This window comes from Streptomyces sp. NPDC015127, from assembly GCF_043080095.1.
In the GTDB taxonomy this organism is placed as follows: Bacteria; Actinomycetota; Actinomycetes; order Streptomycetales; family Streptomycetaceae; genus Streptomyces.
Window position 1 is genome coordinate 1 of the sequence record NZ_JBIBVE010000038.1, and the last position, 18,153, is coordinate 18,153.

The 18,153-nt window shown below is 69.1% G+C and carries 15 protein-coding genes and 2 pseudogenes; 5 read left to right on the forward strand and 12 right to left on the reverse strand.

From position 1 onward, the window contains the following. Positions 1–226, forward strand: a pseudogene (locus ACF08N_RS36050) (fatty acid--CoA ligase); the annotation flags it as partial. Positions 227–305: 79 nt separating this feature from the next. Here ACF08N_RS36050 and ACF08N_RS36055 read toward each other — a convergent pair. The 3 genes and pseudogenes from ACF08N_RS36055 to ACF08N_RS36065 form a co-directional block, all read right to left on the reverse strand. After that, positions 306–866: a TetR/AcrR family transcriptional regulator gene (locus tag ACF08N_RS36055; RefSeq protein ID WP_392328962.1), complete on the reverse strand. Its 561-nt coding sequence runs from the start codon at positions 864–866 to the stop codon at positions 306–308. Positions 867–1,528: 662 nt separating this feature from the next. After that, positions 1,529–1,696 (reverse strand): annotated as a pseudogene (locus ACF08N_RS36060) (pirin family protein); the annotation flags it as partial. A 262-nt stretch (positions 1,697–1,958) separates the two neighbouring features. After that, positions 1,959–2,567: a TetR/AcrR family transcriptional regulator gene (locus ACF08N_RS36065; protein ID WP_392328963.1), complete on the reverse strand. Its 609-nt coding sequence runs from the start codon at positions 2,565–2,567 to the stop codon at positions 1,959–1,961. A 238-nt stretch (positions 2,568–2,805) separates the two neighbouring features. Here ACF08N_RS36065 and ACF08N_RS36070 point away from each other — a divergent pair, with 238 nt between their 5' ends. From ACF08N_RS36070 to ACF08N_RS36080, 3 genes are read left to right on the forward strand one after another with little or no spacing between them, the layout of a single operon-like run. Then, on the forward strand, positions 2,806–3,588 hold the full coding sequence (locus ACF08N_RS36070; protein WP_392328964.1) for an SDR family oxidoreductase: 783 nt from the start codon (positions 2,806–2,808) through the stop codon (positions 3,586–3,588). A 29-nt stretch (positions 3,589–3,617) separates the two neighbouring features. Further along, positions 3,618–4,856 carry an acyl-CoA dehydrogenase family protein gene (locus ACF08N_RS36075; RefSeq protein ID WP_392328965.1) on the forward strand — a complete coding sequence of 413 codons (1,239 nt, stop codon included), beginning with the start codon at positions 3,618–3,620 and terminating at the stop codon, positions 4,854–4,856. Then, complete coding sequence (locus ACF08N_RS36080; RefSeq protein ID WP_392328966.1) at positions 4,856–5,956, forward strand: phosphotransferase family protein; 1,101 nt, start codon at positions 4,856–4,858, stop codon at positions 5,954–5,956. Before ACF08N_RS36075 ends, ACF08N_RS36080 begins: the two co-directional genes overlap by 1 nt. 98 nt (positions 5,957–6,054) lie before the next feature. Here the strand turns inward: ACF08N_RS36080 and ACF08N_RS36085 are convergent, their stop codons facing one another. From ACF08N_RS36085 to ACF08N_RS36125, 9 genes are all read right to left on the reverse strand, one after another. Next, entirely contained in the window at positions 6,055–7,656 is a 1,602-nt protein-coding gene (locus ACF08N_RS36085) for a transporter (protein WP_392328967.1), read from the reverse strand. Next, entirely contained in the window at positions 7,656–7,886 is a 231-nt protein-coding gene (locus ACF08N_RS36090; RefSeq protein WP_392328968.1) for a hypothetical protein, read from the reverse strand. The genes ACF08N_RS36085 and ACF08N_RS36090 overlap by 1 nt, the downstream gene beginning before the upstream one ends. 361 nt (positions 7,887–8,247) lie before the next feature. Further along, positions 8,248–9,522 (reverse strand): aspartate aminotransferase family protein, encoded by a 1,275-nt coding sequence (locus ACF08N_RS36095; protein ID WP_392328969.1) that lies wholly within the window; start codon positions 9,520–9,522, stop codon positions 8,248–8,250. Positions 9,523–9,630: 108 nt separating this feature from the next. Next, on the reverse strand, positions 9,631–10,659 hold the full coding sequence (locus ACF08N_RS36100; RefSeq protein WP_392328970.1) for a dihydrodipicolinate reductase: 1,029 nt from the start codon (positions 10,657–10,659) through the stop codon (positions 9,631–9,633). A 186-nt stretch (positions 10,660–10,845) separates the two neighbouring features. Further along, on the reverse strand, positions 10,846–11,661 hold the full coding sequence (locus ACF08N_RS36105) for a gamma-glutamyl-gamma-aminobutyrate hydrolase family protein (RefSeq protein ID WP_392328971.1): 816 nt from the start codon (positions 11,659–11,661) through the stop codon (positions 10,846–10,848). 2 nt (positions 11,662–11,663) lie between these two features. Then, positions 11,664–12,770 carry a Zn-dependent alcohol dehydrogenase gene (locus ACF08N_RS36110; RefSeq protein ID WP_392328972.1) on the reverse strand — a complete coding sequence of 369 codons (1,107 nt, stop codon included), beginning with the start codon at positions 12,768–12,770 and terminating at the stop codon, positions 11,664–11,666. Then, complete coding sequence (locus tag ACF08N_RS36115) at positions 12,767–14,122, reverse strand: glutamine synthetase family protein (protein ID WP_392328976.1); 1,356 nt, start codon at positions 14,120–14,122, stop codon at positions 12,767–12,769. Before ACF08N_RS36115 ends, ACF08N_RS36110 begins: the two co-directional genes overlap by 4 nt. 1 nt (position 14,123) lies before the next feature. Next, on the reverse strand, positions 14,124–14,729 hold the full coding sequence (locus ACF08N_RS36120; protein ID WP_392328973.1) for a hypothetical protein: 606 nt from the start codon (positions 14,727–14,729) through the stop codon (positions 14,124–14,126). 167 nt (positions 14,730–14,896) lie between these two features. After that, the gene (locus ACF08N_RS36125; RefSeq protein WP_392328974.1) at positions 14,897–16,351 is read right to left on the reverse strand and encodes a flavin-containing monooxygenase; all 1,455 of its coding nucleotides are present in this window, start codon (positions 16,349–16,351) and stop codon (positions 14,897–14,899) included. A 295-nt stretch (positions 16,352–16,646) separates the two neighbouring features. On the opposite strand from ACF08N_RS36125, the gene ACF08N_RS36130 reads away from it, so the two are divergent. Beyond that, on the forward strand, positions 16,647–18,153 hold a 1,507-nt coding region (locus tag ACF08N_RS36130), incomplete at its 3' end, for a long-chain fatty acid--CoA ligase (protein WP_392328975.1).

Genomic DNA, 18,153 nt, shown 5'->3' on the forward strand with positions numbered 1-18,153 from the left:
ACGCTGGGACGAAAGGCCCTGCGTGGCCGTCGTCCTGAAGAACGGCGCCCCGATGGACGCCGCGACGCTGCGGGAACACCTGGCCGAGAACTGGGCCAAGTGGCAACTCCCGGAACGCTGGACCTTCGTCGCCGAGATCCCCAAGACCAGCGTGGGGAAGTTCGACAAGAAGGCCCTCCGTCGTCAATACGCTGCGGGCCGACTCGACTGCGTTCACCTGAGGTAGGGCTGCAACCCAACGTCAGCTGCGCTCGTGACGCCGGCGTTTCCGGACTTCGCTCCAGTGTCCGGAAACGCCGCCCCCTTCAGGCGGCGCTTCGCGCAGCCTCACCCAGGAAGGCCCTCAGCATCGCGCAGGCGGTCGCCGTGTCACGCAGGGTGCGCCCCTTGTCGCCGCCCGTGAGCATCTGCAGCGAAAGCCCGTCGACCAGGGAGACCACAATCCTCACCGTGGAGTGCAGCTCCTCGTCCGGGAGCGTCATGTCAGCCTGGCGGAAACAGTCTTCCGCCCTGTTGTAAAAGGCCTTGTAGAAGCCGGCGGAAAGCTCAGGGTCGTAGCGCTCGGCCCACAGCAGGATCTCGAGCAGGGCTCGCGTCCGGACGGGGTTCTCCACACACCACCGCATAGCGCGCGTCAAGAGCTGCTCGGCGACCTGCCCCAGGCTCGCCTTCCTGTCCTCCGGCAGATCGACACCGACCGGCAGCTCGTCGGAGAGCTGCGCGAAGACGGCGAGCAGGAGATTCTCCTTGTTCTGGAAGCAGTAATGGAGGGAGGCGAGAGGCGCCTTCGCCTCGTCAGCGATCTTCCTGGTCGTGGCTCCGTCGGCGCCCTCGCGAGCGATCACCCGCACAGCCGCCTCGATCAACTGCTCTCGCCTCGTGTCCGCCGGTACGTGTGGCATCAGACCCTCTCAAAAAGTGACTCAGTCGTTTGAACCACTCGAACGGTACCATGTCTCTCCTTCCGTCTTCGACGAAGCCGCGTGGTCAGCGCTGCTCCGGGCGCCAAAGCGCCGAGGGATTGATAAAGGCCCGATGGTCGCTTCCAGCGGGCCTTGTTGACGACGCCGCGCTTCAGGCTCTGCGGCAGGGCTCGGGGTCTTGCGTCGCACCGGATGCGATGCGACAGGCGGCCAGCTGATTCGTGACCGTCGATCGAGCCCCTCTCCGGCGGGAGCGAGCCCGAGGGCTGGGCCGACCGGGGCGGCCTCGTCATCGTCGAACTGCGCATACGCGCTGCGGGCCCGACCGCCTCGCCGGAGGAGAAAGATCGGGTCGGCCATCATTCCGTCCTGCTCGACGAAACTATTGCCGGCAGGACACGTCGACCAGCCCAGCAGTCGCTGGGGCCCGCGATCATCACCCCACAGATGGACTTCGCGGGACCACCACGTGCCCCCGTTCGCAGCGGTGAAGTCGGTGACCGCCACCATGATCTGGACGCGCGCCCAGGCGCGCTCTCATGCCTGTTCTGCCGTCCTTCGTGCGAAGCGTGGCGGAACAGCGTGTGCTGGTCACGTTTCCCAGGTCAGCGCACTCGCCCGCGCGGCTTCAGCGGGGTGGCGGGGAGCTCCGGGGCGGGCAGTCGGGCGCCGTCGTAGCCGTGGACCTCGCCGAACCGCGAGCTCTCCTCCCAGTCCTCGCGCGCTTGTGCGATCTCATCACCGGATCGGCCGATGAAGTTCCCCCACAGCACGCTCCTCGGTGGCACTTACACAGGTCAACGGTTCGTTGAACGGCTGAAGGTCGGCAAAGTGGCAGCATCGGCGCCTTGCCCTGCGGTCTTCCGCCACGGGCGCGGGCTAGCACCGTCGGAACGGCGGACAAAGGTGACACGGGCGGGCCATCGCCGTCGCCCCAGGCACCGGTCCCAGCGGCACAGGTGTGGGCGAACGCTCGCACCTCCTGACCACCCTCCGGACGGCGGCAGGCCGGGTCGGCCGGCGTACGGGCGGCGGTCAGACCGCGCCCACCATCATGCGCGTCATGGCGCGGTAGCGCTCCGCCAGTTGCTGCGGGGTGTATTCACCCTCGGGCCGATACCACTGGGAGACGCCGGTACACATGGTCACGATCGCCCTGCTGACCTCGCGCGGGTATTCGGTCGTGAATTCCTTCCGCGCGACGCCGTCCTGGAGCACCTGGTCCATCAGACGCTGTTGGCGGTCACGGGCGCCGATGTAGGTGTCGCGCACCTCTCCCGCGAGGCTGCGGATCTCGCTGTAGGCGATGAACGCGAGATCCCGCCGGTGGGCATGGAACAGCACGAGGCACTCCACGAGCAGGTCGAGCCGTCGCCGGACGTCGGAACCGGCTTCCTCCAGGGCTGCGATGCTGCGCTCCCACAGGTCGTCCATGGCGTGCGAGACGATCGCGACGAGCAGGTCCTGCTTCGCCGGGTAGTGGTGGTAAAGCCCCGGCACCGAGAGCTCCGCACGCGCGGCCACTTCCCGGACCGTGGTGCCGTGGTAGCCGTGCTCCATGAAGCACCTCAGCGCGCTCATGAGGATCGGCGGCAGTCCGCTGCCCTGGTACGACCTCCAGTCCGCTCTGGCGTCGGCCTCCATCACAGCCCTCCTTCCCCCCGGATCCTGATCGCGTCGGCACAGTATGCAGTGCCGCCCCGCCCTGCCCGGCAGCAGCCCTCTTGACATACCTCAGGCACTTCCCTTCACTTTACCGAACGGCCGCTCGGTAACCGAGCGACCGATCGGTACGCCCCGCCTGCGACGGTGTCGAAGACCTCGCGGCGGTGTTCGGCATCGTCGGCCTCTCGGCCCGGCTTTCCCCTCGAAGGACTGATTCATGAGCGAAAACCACACCAACCAGGGCCGTTTCTCGGGCCGCACCGCCATCGTGACCGGCGCGAGCCGGGGCATCGGCCTCGCGATCGCCGAGCGGCTCGTCGCCGAGGGAGCACGCGTGTGCCTGACCGCACGCAAGGCCGGCCCGCTCGAGGAAGCCGCAGCTGCCCTGCCGCAGGGCAGCGTCATCACCGTCGCCGGGAAGGCCGACGATCCCGACCACCGCCGCGAGGTCCTCGACACGGTCGCGGAGGAGTTCGGCGGGCTCGACGTCCTGGTGAACAACGCGGGCATCAACCCGGCGTACGGCCCCGTCGTCGGCCTGGACCTCGATGTCGCCCGCAAGGTGCTTGACGTCAACGTCCTCGCCACCCTCGCCTGGGTCCAGGACGCGGTGGCCCACCCGAAGCTCGGTTTCACCGAGCGCCACGGCACCGTCGTGAACCTCTCCTCGGTGACCGGCGACACCCCCGCACCCGGCATCGGTCTCTACGGCGTGAGCAAGGCGGCGGTGTCCCACCTGACCAGGACCCTGGCCGTCGAGCTCGGCCCTGAGATCCGTGTCAACGCCGTGGCTCCGGCCGTGGTGAAGACGCGGTTCGCCGAAGCCCTGTACGAGGGCAAGGAGGCCGAGGTCGCCGAGGGCTATCCGCTGCGGCGCCTGGGCGTCCCTTCGGACATCGCCTCCGCCGTTGCCTACCTGGCCTCGACGGACTCCTCCTGGGTCACCGGCCACGTTCTCACCGTCGACGGCGGCCTCACGGTCGCCGGCGGCACCGCGTAACGCCCCCGCCAACCCCCGAAAGGACTGTCATGACTTTCACCCACCTTCCCCCCGAAGTGGCGGAGTTGCGTGAGCGCACCCGCCGGTTCGTCCGCGAGACCGTCATCGACGCCGAACCCGCCCCCGGCGGACGTCTCGACCAGGCCACTCGCGACCGGCTGCAGGCGGCCGCGAAGAAGGCCGGCGTCTTCGCGCCGCTCGTACCGAAGGAGTACGGCGGGCAGGGCCTGCCCATCGAGCACTGGTCGCCGATCCTGCAGGAAGCCGGGTACTCGCCGATCGGCCCCAGCGCGCTCAACTGCATGGCCCCCGACGAGGGGAACATGCACATGCTCAACCTCATCGCCACCGAGGAGCAGAAGAAGCACTACCTCACGCCTCTGGCGGCCGGCGACGTCCGGTCGTGCTTCGGCATGACCGAGCCCCATCCCGGAGCGGGATCCGACCCGGCGGCACTGCGGACCACGGCCGTGCGCACTGCGGGCGGCTGGATCATCGACGGCCACAAGCGGTTCACCAGCGGCGCCGTCGGCGCCGGGTTCTGCATCGTGATGGCACGGACCCCGGCGCTGGACGGCTTCCCCGAAGGGGCCACCATGTTCCTCGTCGACATGACCAACCCCGGCATCCGGATCGGCGAGGCGATCCACACCGTCGACCGCTCCATCGACGGCGGCCACCCGCACCTCTACCTCGAGAACTGCTTCGTCCCCGACGACGCGGTCCTCGGCGAGGTCGGACTCGGCTTCCGCTACGCCCAGGTACGGCTCGGACCGGCCCGTCTCACCCACTGCATGCGATGGCTGGGGCTGGCGCGCCGGGCACACGACATCGCGCTCGACCGGGCCGCGAAGAGGGAGCTGTTCGGCGGTCCGATCGACTCGCTCGGCCTGGCACAGCACCTGATCGCCGAGTCCGTCATCGACATCGAGACCTCCGACGCGATCATCACCAAGACCGCGGCGCTGCTGCACAGCGATCCGAAGGCGGGCTCGGCGATGTCGTCGATCGCGAAGGTCCACTGCTCCGAGGCGATCTTCCGGGTGATCGACCGCGCCATCCAGATCTGCGGCGGCGACGGAGTCTCCGACGGACTCCCGCTGGCGCAGTACCTCAACGAGGTCCGCCCGTTCCGCATCTACGACGGCTCCAACGAGACCCACCGGTGGGCCATCGCCCGCCGGGCCTCGGCCGGCCGCGCCGCCGCAGTCCGCGCCGGTGAACGGTACAGGGGCGACGCCGTCGTCGGCCGGGACGGGGGCGCGTGATGCACACCATTCCCGACGGCGTGGAAGTCGTCGCGAGCTGGGAGAAGGCCCGTCACCTCGACAGCCCTCCCCTCCTGGTCCTCGACGCGGTCACCGGCTTCCTCGACGCACACGGCATCGGCACCGGCCCGATCGCGTGGCAGCGCATCGGCGACGGCCAGTCCAACGTCACCTATCTGATCGAGCGGGGTGGCGAGTGCGTCGTCCTGCGCCGCGGACCGCGGCCGCCGCTGCCGAAGTCGACGCACGACATGGTGCGCGAGGCCCGCATCCAAAAGGTCCTCGGCGGGCACGGGGTGCCGGTGCCGGAGATCCTCGCGGTGTGCGAGGACGAGTCGCTTCTGGGGGTGCCGTTCTACCTCATGTCCCGGATCGACGGGACGGTCATCACCGACACGATCCCGACCCATCTCTCCCCCGCCGAACAGCGCCGGGCCACCAGCGAGGCGGTCGTCGACACCCTCGTCGCCCTGCACGGCATCGACGTGACCCAGGGGGAGCTCGCCACCCTGGGCTCCCCCGATGGGTACCTCCGGCGCCAGGTCGAGAGGTTCCGCGGGCTGTGGGAGGTCAACACCACCCGCAGCCTGCCGGCGGTGGACCGCATCTCGGACTGGCTGGCACGCAACCTGCCGGCGAGCCAGGCGGCCTCGGTGGTGCACGGCGACTACCGCATGGGCAACCTCATGTTCGCCCCACAGGCGCCTGCGAAGGTCCTCGCGATCCTGGACTGGGAGATGGCGACCCTCGGTGACCCGCTGGCGGACCTGGGATACCTCACCGCCACCTACTCCGAGGCCGGCAGCCCTGTCACCCCGCTCGAACTCACCAAGGTGACCCGGTCCCCCGGCTACCTCACCCAGCGCCAGCTGGCAGAGCGCTATCAGCACCACACGGGCCTCGATCTGACGTCGCTGCCGTGGTACCAGACCCTCGCGCTGTGGAAGGCGGCGATCTTCTGCGAGGCCATCTACACCCGCTGGCAGCGTGGTGAGCGTCCCCACGACACGGCCTTCGGGCCCTCGCTCGAGACGGGCGTCCCCCGTCTGCTGGAGCGGGCCGGGCAATTCGCCTGCCTGACGGCGACCGGTCGCCGCTGACAGACGACGGTGCCGGCCCCTCCTTGTTGCCGATGGTGGCGAGGCCTCCCTCACGGAGGCCTCGCCACCATCGAGTTCGGGGTCGGCGCCCCGCGGACTCAGCCGGTGACACCACTCCGTTCGGTTCGCCGGATCCGGGCGGTCCGCCTCCACGGACGCGCGCTGCCGAGCCATCCCAGGAGGAAGGCCGTCGGGACGGAGACCAGCCCGGGGGTGCCGAGCGGGAAAAGGTCGAAGTCCTCCTGGGGCAGGAGCGCGTAGACCGTCCCGGAAACACCGGGCGAGAAAAGGGTCAGGAGTACGCAGAGGGACAGTCCTCCGTACACCTGCCACAGAAGCCCTCGCCGGTTGAAGCCGGTCCAGAGGAAGGAGTAGACGAGCGCGGGGAACACGCACGAGGCCGCGACGCTCATGGAGAACGCGAGGAGGAACTCGATCGGGTAGCGGTGTGCGGCGACGGTGAGGACCAGACTCACCGCGCAGAGCGCGACGACGCAGAGCCGCAGGACTCCCAGCTCGCCGATGACGCTCCTGGAACGGTCCTTCCGTCCGAACAGGTCGCGGGCCATGGAGACGGCCGCGGCGAAGGTCACGGCGGCCACGGCCGTGAGGACGGCGAGGAAGGCGACGCAGGCCACGAGGGTGATGAGTACGACCCGGCCCGTGGAGTGGTGGGGCAGGACGCTCGATGCCAGCAGGATCAGGGCTCCTTGTCCCTTCGCGTCGACCGCCCCGATCTGTCCGCTGCCCACCACCGCGGCCGCGGCGAAGCCCGTCGTGATCAGGAGCAGAAAGAAGAGACCGCTCAGTGCTACGGCGATGCTCATGGAGCGCCGGGCAGCGGGCACGTCCCGGCCGGCGCTGACGCGCAGGATCAGGTGGGGCATCATCGCGGTGCCGAGGATGACGACGATGTGGTCGCTGATCGCGCTGAGTGGCCCGAGACCCGTGGCGTGCGCCCACAACCCCGGACTGAGGTATGCGTGCGGGGACGTGCTCTTGTGCACGGCGGCCGAGAGCAGGTCTCCGGGACTCCAGGCGAAGACGCGGAGCGCCAGCAGGGTCACCACGGCGAGCGTCGCCAGGGCCACGGGCACCTTGACGACCTGCACGAAGCTGGTGCCGCGCAGATCGGCCACGCCGGCGAAGCATGCGATGAGGCATCCCATCATGACCGTGCACACCACCTGGGCCGTCTCGCTCGACATGCCGATCAAAAGAGCCGTGGTGACGCCGCCGGCCCGCAGTTGGACCATGAGCAGAGGGACGGCGATGCACAGGGTGACCACCGCGCCCGCCGTCCGCACACCGGGCCCCTCAACACGCAGGGAGAACAGCTGGCCGAGGGTGTAGCGGCCGGTGGCACGGATCCTCGGGGCGAGGAAAAGGAAGACGCCGAGGGCGATGGCGCTGTCGACGGCGATCGAGACCCCGTCGTAGCCGAAGAGGGAGATCGACCCCGGCAGCGTGACCAGGATGACGACCGTGATCTGTTCACCGGCCATGGCGACGCCGTTGAAGACGGGGGCGAGGGACCGGTCGGCGACGTAGAGGCCTTCCAGGTCGTCGCCCTGGGTGGCAAGGGTGAAGACCCACAGGAGGCAGACGCCGATGAAGACGAGGAACGCGCTGATCACGGCGCCCCTTGCCTCGGAACCGATCGGGTCGAGCGAGCCGGCGCCCAGGAGGTAGGCCGTCATCACGCGCCCCCGGCCGCAGGAGAGGCGATGGTCGTCGCCGACGCCGACGCACAGGAGGACGCGGCCCGGTGCTCGTACCAGCATGTCCCGCCGACGAGGACGGCGAGCTGCACGAATGCCCATCCCAGGCCGAGCGTGAGGCGTCCGTACACGGGGGTCGCTCCGAGGGTCGTGGAACAGGAGAGCAGGACGCCGACGGCGAGCGGCAGCGCGTTGATCGTGACCAGCATCCGCGTGTCATCGGAGGACGAGTGGGGCGCTGGCGTGGGAATCCCCCGTCGCGGGACGGGGGGCCGGGAGGAAACGGAGGGCACGGGACCTCTCTCCGGAAGAAGGAAGACGGCCACGGCGCACGGGGGTGGGGAGCGGTCGCAGCCGTCGGGGACGGGCGACAGGAGTCGGTCGGCTGCGGCCCACACCGATCGGGAGAGGGGCGGCCTGATGCCGAGGCGCCGGTCTGGCGTCACAACGGCAATTGATGAGGGTGGGTTGCCTTACGGCGTGGCCCAGGAGGCCGGGTACAGGCGTGTGAGACGCCGGGCGCGCGGGGTGTCGGTCAGAATGTCGACGACATCGGGCAGCGTGCGGCGGTCAGCCCGCTGCGGGCCCCCGCAGCTGACTCAGGACCTTGTCGAGGGCGTCGGCGGTGGCGTCGATGTCCGCCTGGCGGTGCGCTGTGCTGAGGAAGATCTTGGCCGAAGGCATGAACACCACGCCGTGGGCGAGCATCCCGCCCAGAATCTGCGGCCAGAGGCCGCCGGTACCGTGCAGGCCGGTGTCATCGAGGTCCGGGACGAACTGGAGCAGAGAACCGACGCGGTTGAGACGGGCGGGTTGGGGCGCGGAGGCCAGCAGGTCCCCGATCACGAGCTCGAACTGGGCGGAGACGCTTTCCAACGTTTCATAGACGGAAGGGTCCTCGAGTGCTCCCATAGTCGCCTGTACGGCGGCCAGCGCGACGGGGTTTCCGTTGAACGTCCCGGCGTGGACCACGCCGTCGGTCACCTGGTCGATCAGGTCCGCTCGGCCGACGACGGCGCTCTGGGTGAAGCCGCCGGCCATGGCCTTGCCGAAGACGGACAGATCGGGGTGCACCCCGAAGCGCTCGGCGGCGCCACCGCGGGCGATCCGGAATCCGGCGATCACCTCGTCGTAGATGAGCACCACCCCGTGCTGGTCGCACCGGGACCGCAAGGTCTGCAGGAACTGCTGCGTGGGTGCTTCGACTCCGGCGTTGCTCATGATCGGGTCGACGAGTACGGCGGCGATGTCCCGCTCGACGGCGTCGGCGAGAATGCGTTCGATCATCGCCACGTCGTTGAACCGGGCCACCACGAGGTCGTCGAGCACGCTGGGGCTCTGGCCTCTGCTCGCCGCCCTGGCGACCTGGCTGCCGTCGGCGTCGGTCAGGCCGGCGTACACGGTGTCGTGCCATCCGTGGTAGCTCTTGGCGAACTTCACCACCCGCCGACGGCCCGTGGCCGCCCGTGCCAGGCGCAGTGCGACCTGAACCGCCTCGGTCCCGGTGTTGCTCCAGAGCAGGCGCTCACCGTGCGGGACGGCTCGGAGAACCGACTCCGCCGCCGCGTACTCGAGGACGTGACCGGTGCCGACGACCTGCATCCGCGCGACCACGTCGCGTACGGCGCCCACGATGCGAGGGTCGCCGTGACCGAGGACGAGGGGACCCCACGCCATGACGTAATCGATGTAGCGGTCGCCGTCCAGGTCCCAGACATGGGCTCCCCGCGCCTCGCTCACGAAGAGCGGATGCGGCTGCATGGCCGCGCGGAGGCCGGAGCCCACCCCCGCTCCCACACTGCGCCGGGCCCGCTCGAAAGCGATGCGCGATGACTCCAAACCCATTCAATGTTCCTTCCTTGCTCGGTCATCGGGGCAGGCGGTCTCAGGGAGGGGGCCGGCGCCCCGGTGACTGTTCGGGCGCCCGGTACCGGGCGAGGTGTTGCAGGAGCCTCAGGGCGCGACGCGGGCGCCCTTGCTGGCCAGGGCGCCCACCGGCAGGTCCTCCACGGTGCGGAAACCCGGCTCCGCCTCGACGACCGCGGTCACGGCGTTCGATGCCATGGCCACGGTGGAAAGGAAGCTCTCGAACCCGCCGGGCACGACGACTTCGATCGTCTGCTCGCGACCGACAAGGAGGAGTCCGTCGCCGCGTTCGACGGCGTCCTCCGGGTCGAAGATGCCGAACCGGGTGGCCAGTTCGATGACGGCCTTCCCCTGCATCAGTCCACGAGCCCGGTGCAGGACGCTCGTCACGGTTCCCGCGGGGATGACGGTGTGCTGCCCCTTGCGTTCCGTTTCCGCGATCAGATCTCGCTCGACGGCATCGACCTCGATCGAGTCGAGATCCCACTCCAGTCCACGGGCCAGGGCGCTGATGCTCTGCGCGAAGCCGACGTGCCCCATGACGCGGCCGGCATCGCGCTCGGCGTCGAACTCGGCCGGCGTGAGACCCAGCCCGAACTTCTTCAGGATCGCGCCGTAGCGGCTCATGTCCGCCGTACGCCGCACGGACACGCGATCCACCCCGAGCGTGAGGCCGCTCAGCACCAGCGGAAGCGTGTCCATCAGCATCCCCGGGTTGCAACCGGTACCGAGTACGGAGACGCCGTGTTCGCGCGCGAGCCGATCCAGGCGGGCCACGGCCTGAGCGTGGCTCCGGGTCGGATCCCTCAGCTCCTCGCAGATCGACACGACGTTCGTCCCCCGTTCGATGAGGGCGGTGAGCGTCGGTTCTATCGCGTCCACCCAGGACGACGTGGCGACGACGGCCACGTCGGCAGGCGGCAGCTCCGCGACGGAGGCGACCACGGGGACACGCGGCGCGCCGGCGACGAAGTCGGCGAGGGGCACTCCGGCCTTGTCCACCCCGATGTCCAGCGCACCCAAAAGTGCGCAGTCGCGTCGGCTCACCAGCGACTCGGCGATGGCGATGCCCGTGGCTCCGAGTCCGACGAGAACGACGCCGGTCAGTTTGGTCATGTTCGAGTGCCTCCTTCAGCACAGGCGGGACGGCGGCACCGAATCCGGCGTCCGTGGATCGTTGAGCGGGAACGAGGTCCCGACCTGGACGACGTCCCGCAGAAGGCCCGTGGAGGGCTCTCTGCGGGACGTCTCGCTCATGGGGCGTCGACGACGAGGCCGCGTGAGCTGGTCATCAGGTCGGCCTCAGAGGCCGAGGTAGTCGCCCCGACGTGTCGTCGTCACCGACGTCAGCGTGCCTCCTGTCATGGCGGGTCCGAGGAGGTTCGCCTCCGACTGGTCGACGAGCCAGTCGAAGACGGGGTCAGGGGAGGCCATCCACTCGGGATGCCACTGCACCCCCACTACCGGGCTGTCGGCCAGCCTGATGGCTTCGACGACGCCGTCGGTGGTGGTGCCCATGACGGTGAGTCCTCGGCCGAGTCGGTCGACCGCCTGGTGGTGCCAGGAGTTGACGACGCGCTGGGGCCCGTAGAGCGTGTGGGCGAGGCTTCCCGGCGTGAAGTGGACGGTGTGCGCGTCGTCGCCGTCGTCAGGGGCGAAGTTCGGTGACGAGTGGACGATCGGGCCCTCTTCTATGTGCTCGACGAGGGTGCCGCCGAGGACGATGTTGAGCAGCTGGTGACCGCGGCACACGCCCAGGATCGGGATGTTGGCTCGGAGCGCGGCCACGATCAGGGCCGCCTCGTACTCGTCCCGTTCGGGGTCCGGCACGTCGTGGTTCCACCTCGGGTCGACCGGGGGGTCGGCCTGGGCGGTTCCGCCCCAGCGGGAAGGATGGACGTCCTGCCCGCCGGTGACGATGAGTCCGTCCAGTCGCTCGACCACCTGTTCCGCGTCGCAGTTGAACGGCACGTTGACCGGTATTCCGCCGGAGGCCGCCACCTTGTCGCCGAACGCGCTGAAGTAGGAGTTGATGAACTGGAATTGGAAGCGGCGGGACGTCCCCTTCACCATGCCCAGGCTCAGGCGGCGGCCCGTGATGCCGATCAGCGGTGGCATGTTCACACCTCCCCGACCCGGGCGACGACGCGAATCTCCCGTCCGGACGCCAGGGCCTTGAATCCGTCGTTGATGGTGGCCAGGTCGCACCGGGCGGTCACGAGGTCGTCGAGCTGGAGCAGGCCCATGCGGTTGAAGCGCACGTACAGCGGGACGTCGACCTTGAAGTGGTTGGAGCCCATGAAGGAGCCCTGGATGCGCTTCTCCTCCAGGAACAGCTCCGCCCCTCGTACCGGAATCGGCTGCGAGTCCGGGATCATGCCCATCACGGTGGCGGTCCCGCCCGGCCGGAGCATGGCGAACGCCTGTCCGGCCGTGGCGGCCGAGCCGACCGCCTCGAAGGCGTGGTGCACGCCGGTGCCGGTGATCGCCCGCACCGCCTCGACCGGGTCGGTCTCCCTCGCGTCGACGACGTGCGTCGCGCCGAATCGGACGGCCCGTTCCAGCTTGCCCGGCACGACGTCGATCCCGATGATCTGGGCCGCGCCCGCCAGTTGTGCGGCTTGGACGGCGGCGAAGCCGATTCCGCCGAGGCCGACGACGGCGACGCTCTGCCCGGTCTGCACCGAGGCGCTGTGCAGGACCGCGCCCATGCCCGTCGTGACGGCGCAGCCGAGCACGCTCGCCGTCTCCGGACGGATGTCGTCCGGGATGGTGACGAGGCTGTTCTTGTGGACGAGGATCATCTCCGCGAAGGCACCGATGCCGGCGGTCGGCCGCACCGGCCGGCCGTCGAGCTTGGTCAGCCTCGGCCGGGACCGCTCCTGCTGCAGCCGTGCCCGGTTCACGCACAGGGTCTGCCTGCCGGCCACGCAGTACTCGCAGGTGCCGCAGTACGCGGACAGACACGTCACGACCGTGGCTCCCGGCGCGAACTCCGACACGCCCGTGCCGACGGCCACGACCCGACCGACCGCCTCGTGACCGAGGACGATCGGCGGCTGGGTCTCGAAGGTGCCGTCGATCTCGTGCAGGTCCGAGTGGCACAGACCGGCGTACGCCACCTTCACCAGGACCTCGTCCGGTCCGGGATCGTCGATCAGGAGCTCCTCGAGTTCGAGGGGGCCCGGTGCCGCGTTCAGGACGGCGGCTGTTATCCGGGTGCTCATGCCAGCTCGAAGTATCGGTTGCGCTCCCACGGGGTGATCCCGGAGTCGGGATCGCCCCCACCGGTGTGGAACGACAGCCACTCCGACAGGCGCGTGCCGATCCAGTAGCCGACGAACTCACCGCCGAGCGCCTCGGGCAGGATCTTGTCCGCCTTCAGTGCCGCGGCCGCCTGGCTGATGCTCGCCGGAATCGGCTCCCCGTCGGGGCGGAACCAGGCCATGCCGGTCAGGGCGGTGGGCGGCTCGAGTTCGTTGCGGATTCCGAAGAGGCCTGCGCCGAGAACGGCCGCGGTGACCAGGTACATGTTCGCGTCCGAACCGGGCACGCGGTACTCGACGCGGGACTGCTTCGGGTGGTCCACGACGGCGCGCACCGCCGTCGTCTTGTTGCCGACTCCCCAACTGATGGTCGTGGGCGGGCCCTCGGCGGGGACGAGTCGGCGATAGGAGGTGACGAAGGGAAGGGAGATCGAGGTCGTACCCGCCATCGCCGGCATCACGCCGCCGATGAACCGGCTCATCACGTCGGACAGGCCGTCGGGGCTGTAGAAGGCGTTCCCGTCCGGCGTTGCCAGCGAGAGGTTCAGGTGTGACGCCTGGCCCCAGGCATCCGACCACTTCGCCATGAACGTCACGGTCCGGCCGAGCTCGTGGCCCACCTCGCGCATCACCTGGCGACACCGGGCCCAGCGGTCGGCGACCTCGACGGCACTGCCCATCGCGACATTGACTTCGATCTGGCCTGCGGCGGCCTCGTCGTTCCAGGCCTCCCAGTCGATTCCGATGGCCCGCAGCCGCTCCTCCACCCGCTCCAGGTACGCGCGCCAGTCCGCGTCCTTGGCGAGTACGTAGGCACCTCCGTTGGTGCCGCCGAGCGGGGTGAGGTTCTCGTAGCCCTTGGTGCGGGCTTCGCGAACCGACTCCTCGAAGATGGTCGCTTCGATCTCGATGGCGGTGTTGACCGTGTAGCCGAGCTGCTGGGCGTCGGCCTGGACGCGGCGCAGCAGGTTGCGCGGACAGACGGAGACCGGGGTGCCGTCCTGGGTCCAGAAGTCGCCGATGACGGCCGCCTTGCCCGGCTTCCACACGACCAGCGTCCTGAGGTCGGGGCGAAGGAAGATGTCCGCGAGTTCGCCGCGCCAGGAAGGGAAGGGGATGCCGAGGATCGGGGTGCTGCTCAGGTCGTTGCCGAACACGACGTCCGCGAAGGCGAATCCCTGCTCGACGCCGCCCAGGAACTTGCCTCGCGACAGGGTCTTCCCGATGAACGTGCCGTCGAGGTTGGTCGCCTGGATCTCGACGGACGTGATGCCGTGCTCGTCCAGCCAGCGGTCGAGCTCATCCATGGTCATCTCAGACACCGAATCTCACCTTCCAGTGCGCGCCGCACATTGCCGACAGGTGCGCCACGCTGCCGACGACGGTGACGCCGGTCGCGAGGGCGAACAGAAAAGTCTCACCGCGGCCGCTGAACACCGCCGCCAGCGCGTCCGCGGGGCCGTGCACCTCGTACGCCGGTGCGTCCTCACCGAAGCGGATTTCCTCCTCCTCGGTCTGGCAGACCACGCGGAGCCCCTCGGGGAATCCGGCCGAGCCCTGATTCGCCGCCCAGAAGGACGATGCGGCATCACGCCAGGCCGGCACCGGCGGGTTCAGTAGTGTCTGGACCGCCGAGGCGAGTTCGTCGGGCGTCGAGGCGAGCGCGTAATCGGAATAGGGCACGAGGGGGATCGCCTCGACGCCTTCGTCCACGCCGTGGTGGATGTCCACGCCGCCCTCGGCGAAGAGCAGGGTCGCGGTCTGGGCGTCCAGCTGCGATCGCAGCGCCACGGTGCCGGTCAGCCCCGTGAGGAGATCACGGAGTTCGGGAACCGCCGCGCTCTCGCGCAAGACCCTCGCCAGCGAGAGCACGAGCGGAGTCGGATCCGCTTCGACCTCGATTCTCACAGCGCCACTCATGGGCACTCACCTCAATCATTCGCGGCCGAACACGGGGTGCCGGCGCCATTCACGGGATCTCGATCAAATGACTGAATCATTTGATCGAATCCTTTGAATTGAAAGTAGTGCCGGTTAAGGGCGGGTGTCAATCACATGGCGGCAAAGAAATCGGCTGTGCCCCGGCGCTACGCGAAACGCAGGGCGCCGTCCTCGAAAGGCGCGCTCAGGAGGTCCTTCGTCTGCTCATGGACCTGGGGGTTGATCCATGGCGCGCGGTCGCCCTGGGCCGGCATGTCGTCCATGTGGCGCACGAGGTAGCCCGAGGAGACGTCCTTGACCCAGGGCCCTCGCGGCATGTCCTGGTCCTCGTCGCGCAGCACGGGCGTCACGACCGTCGCGCCCAGTTCGTCCATCCGGGTGAGCAGCGAGCTCCAGAACCGGTTGACCAGTTCGAGGCGGAGGGTCCAGGAGGAGTTGAGGTAGCCGAAGGCCACCAGGAGGTTCGGGACGCCGCTGAAGGCGACTCCCTTGTAGGTGAAGGTCTTCGAGAAGTCGACCGGCTCACCGCCCATGCTGAACCGGATCTTCCCCAGGGTGACGAGTCGCAGGCCGGTCGCGGTCACGATGACGTCGGCCGGAACCTCCTCGCCGGAGGTCATCCGCAGGCCACCCTCCGTGAAGGTCTCGATGTGCCCCGTCACCACGTCGGCCCTGCCCTGCCGGATGGCATGGAAGAGGTCCCCGTTGGGCACCAGGCACACGCGCTGGTCCCAGGGTTCGTAGGCCGGGGTGAAGTGCTTCTCCCGGCAGTCGCGGCCGACGATCTTCTCGATCTCGTCGAAGAGGTGCTTCTTGAAGGCCTGGGGATCGGTGCGGGCGAAGTGGTACTTCACCTGCTGGTCGCGGAGGTTCCGCAGCCGGACCCGCGTGAACGCCTCCTGGTCCCCCACTTCCACGCGCAGCCGGTTGGCCTCCTCGTCGACATCGGAGTCGATGGCCACATAGGAGGGCGACCGCTGCACCATCGTGACCTTCGACGCGGTCTGGGCGAGGGCCGGGACCAGGGTGATCGCGGTGGCGCCGGATCCGATGACCACGACCCGCTTTCCGGTGCAGTCGAGGTCGGCCGGCCACCGCTGGGGATGGACGACCGCTCCCCGGAACGCCGCCTGGCCGGGAAACTCCGGCTCGTGGCCGCTGTCGTGGTCGTAGTAGCCCGCGGCCATGTAGAGGAAGGAGCAGGTGAGGAGTTCGCGACCGGCAGGGCCCGCGACCTCAAGGACCCAGGAACGGTCGTCCTGCGACCAGTCGGCGCCGAGGACCCGGCGCTCGAGGCGGATGTGGCGCTTGAGGCCGTACTCGTCGACGGTCTCCTTCAGATAGTCGAGGATGGCCTCGCCGGAGGCGATCGACTTCTCGGCGGTCCACGGCTTGAAGCCGTAACCCAGCGTGAACATGTCACTGTCGGACCGGATCCCGGGGTAACGGAACAAGTCCCATGTGCCGCCGACGCCGTCGCGCGCCTCGAGCATGACGAACGACCGCCCTGGGTGTGTCGCCGTCAGTTCGACCGCCGCCGCGATGCCCGAGAGGCCGGCACCGACGATCACCACGTCGACGCGCTCAATGGTCTGATCCATAAGGGTCACTTCCCGCCTTGTTTACACGATGCGTCTCAACACGTCGGGCCAGCCGACACCACGGTGCGAACTTCCCGGTGGCCCTTGGGCAGGGCATTGCGACGGCCTCGCGGAGTTGAGTAGAGTCATCTGACTACATCTAGCGTCTAGATCATTCGTCCCACTCGATGGTAGCCAGGTCCTCCGGCCCGGCGTCAACCCCCGGCGAAGTCGATCGCGTCCTCCGCGGCCAGGCGTCACCGCTGCCGCGCACCCGCACGCCGACACCGCGACCTCTCACCCAAGGAGCAATGAATTGCTGAGCACGATGCAGGATGGGCCACTGTCGCTCGCCAATCTGCTGCGCTACGCGACCTCCGTACACGCCGACGCCACCGTCACCACCTGGACGGACTCAACGGCGCGCCGCCGTACGTTCGGCGAACTCGGAGCGCGGGCCGCGCGGCTGGCGAACGCTCTGCGCGGTCTGGGCGTCGGGCCTTCCGATCGCGTGGCGACGTTCATGTGGAACAACGCCGAACACATGGAGATCTACAGCACGGTCCCCGCCATGGGTGCGGTCCTCCACGCCCTGAACATCCGTCTCTTCCCCGAGCAGCTCGTCTTCATTGCCAACCACGCCGAGGACCGGGTGGTGTTCGTGGACGGGTCCCTGGTGTCCACCTTCGAGGACGTGCTCCCCCAGCTCCATACCGTGCGTCACGTGGTCGTCGTGAACGGTGACGCGACCGGCTTCCGGGCGCCCCGGGGGGTCGAGGTCCACGACTACGAGTCCCTCCTCCAGGCACAGCCCGCCGTGTACGACTTCCCGGTGCTGGACGAACGCTCGGCCGCGGCGATGTGCTACACCTCGGGCACCACGGGCGACCCCAAGGGCGTGGTGTACTCCCACCGCTCGCTGTACTTGCACGCGATGCACGTGACCACTCCGGCCGCGATGGGGCTGGCGGCGAGCGACAGGTGTCTGGCGATCGTGCCGCTGTTCCACGTCAATGCCTGGAGTCTGCCGTTCGCGTCCATGCTCTCCGGCGCGTCGCTGCTCATGCCCGACCGCTTCCTGCAGCCCGAGCCACTGCTGGCCATGATGGCAGCGGAGCGACCGACCACCGCCGCCGCCGTACCGACCATCTGGACGGGGCTCGCCGCCAGGCTCGCCACCCACCCCCAGGACATCAGCCACCTGCGCGAGGTCGTCGTGGGAGGCTCGGCCATGCCGCCCACGCTGATGAAGACCTTCGAAGAACAGCACGGGGTCCGGGTCGTGCACGGCTGGGGGATGACCGAGACCTCGTCCGTGGGCACGGTCGCCCACCCGCCGGCCCGCGCGACCGGTGAAGACCGGTGGCGCTACCAGGTGAGCCAGGGACGGTTCGCACCGCTGGTCGAGTTCCGACTCAAGGACGACAACGACACCCCCGTACCCCACGACGGCGCCTCGCTCGGCGAACTGCAGGTCAGGGGCCCCTGGGTCACGGGCTCCTACTACAGTCCGGACGACGAGCCGGTCGAAGCCGGCGCCTTCGACGACGGATGGCTGCGAACCGGCGACGTCGGCCGGATCAGCCCCGACGGATTCCTCACACTCGTCGACCGGGCGAAGGACGTCATCAAGTCCGGCGGCGAGTGGATCTCCTCCATCGACATGGAGAACGACATCATGGCGCATCCCGCCGTCGCCGAGGCCGCCGTCTTCGGCGTCCCCGACGAACGCTGGGACGAAAGGCCCTGCGTGGCCGTCGTCCTGAAGAACGGCGCCCCGATGGACGCCGCGACGCTGCGGGAACACCTGGCCGAGAACTGGG

What these genes read in the sequence shown, in the direction of transcription:
- ACF08N_RS36065 (WP_392328963.1), bottom strand. Translation starts at nt 2,567, where the DNA reads ATGGAGGCCGACGCCAGAGCGGACTGGAGGTCGTACCAGGGCAGCGGA.
- ACF08N_RS36070 (WP_392328964.1), top strand. Translation starts at nt 2,806, where the DNA reads ATGAGCGAAAACCACACCAACCAGGGCCGTTTCTCGGGCCGCACCGCC.
- ACF08N_RS36075 (WP_392328965.1), top strand. Translation starts at nt 3,618, where the DNA reads ATGACTTTCACCCACCTTCCCCCCGAAGTGGCGGAGTTGCGTGAGCGC.
- ACF08N_RS36080 (WP_392328966.1), top strand. Translation starts at nt 4,856, where the DNA reads ATGCACACCATTCCCGACGGCGTGGAAGTCGTCGCGAGCTGGGAGAAG.
- ACF08N_RS36085 (WP_392328967.1), bottom strand. Translation starts at nt 7,656, where the DNA reads ATGACGGCCTACCTCCTGGGCGCCGGCTCGCTCGACCCGATCGGTTCC.
- ACF08N_RS36090 (WP_392328968.1), bottom strand. Translation starts at nt 7,886, where the DNA reads ATGCTGGTCACGATCAACGCGCTGCCGCTCGCCGTCGGCGTCCTGCTC.
- ACF08N_RS36095 (WP_392328969.1), bottom strand. Translation starts at nt 9,522, where the DNA reads ATGGGTTTGGAGTCATCGCGCATCGCTTTCGAGCGGGCCCGGCGCAGT.
- ACF08N_RS36100 (WP_392328970.1), bottom strand. Translation starts at nt 10,659, where the DNA reads ATGACCAAACTGACCGGCGTCGTTCTCGTCGGACTCGGAGCCACGGGC.
- ACF08N_RS36105 (WP_392328971.1), bottom strand. Translation starts at nt 11,661, where the DNA reads ATGCCACCGCTGATCGGCATCACGGGCCGCCGCCTGAGCCTGGGCATG.
- ACF08N_RS36110 (WP_392328972.1), bottom strand. Translation starts at nt 12,770, where the DNA reads ATGAGCACCCGGATAACAGCCGCCGTCCTGAACGCGGCACCGGGCCCC.
- ACF08N_RS36115 (WP_392328976.1), bottom strand. Translation starts at nt 14,122, where the DNA reads ATGACCATGGATGAGCTCGACCGCTGGCTGGACGAGCACGGCATCACG.
- ACF08N_RS36120 (WP_392328973.1), bottom strand. Translation starts at nt 14,729, where the DNA reads ATGAGTGGCGCTGTGAGAATCGAGGTCGAAGCGGATCCGACTCCGCTC.
- ACF08N_RS36125 (WP_392328974.1), bottom strand. Translation starts at nt 16,351, where the DNA reads ATGGATCAGACCATTGAGCGCGTCGACGTGGTGATCGTCGGTGCCGGC.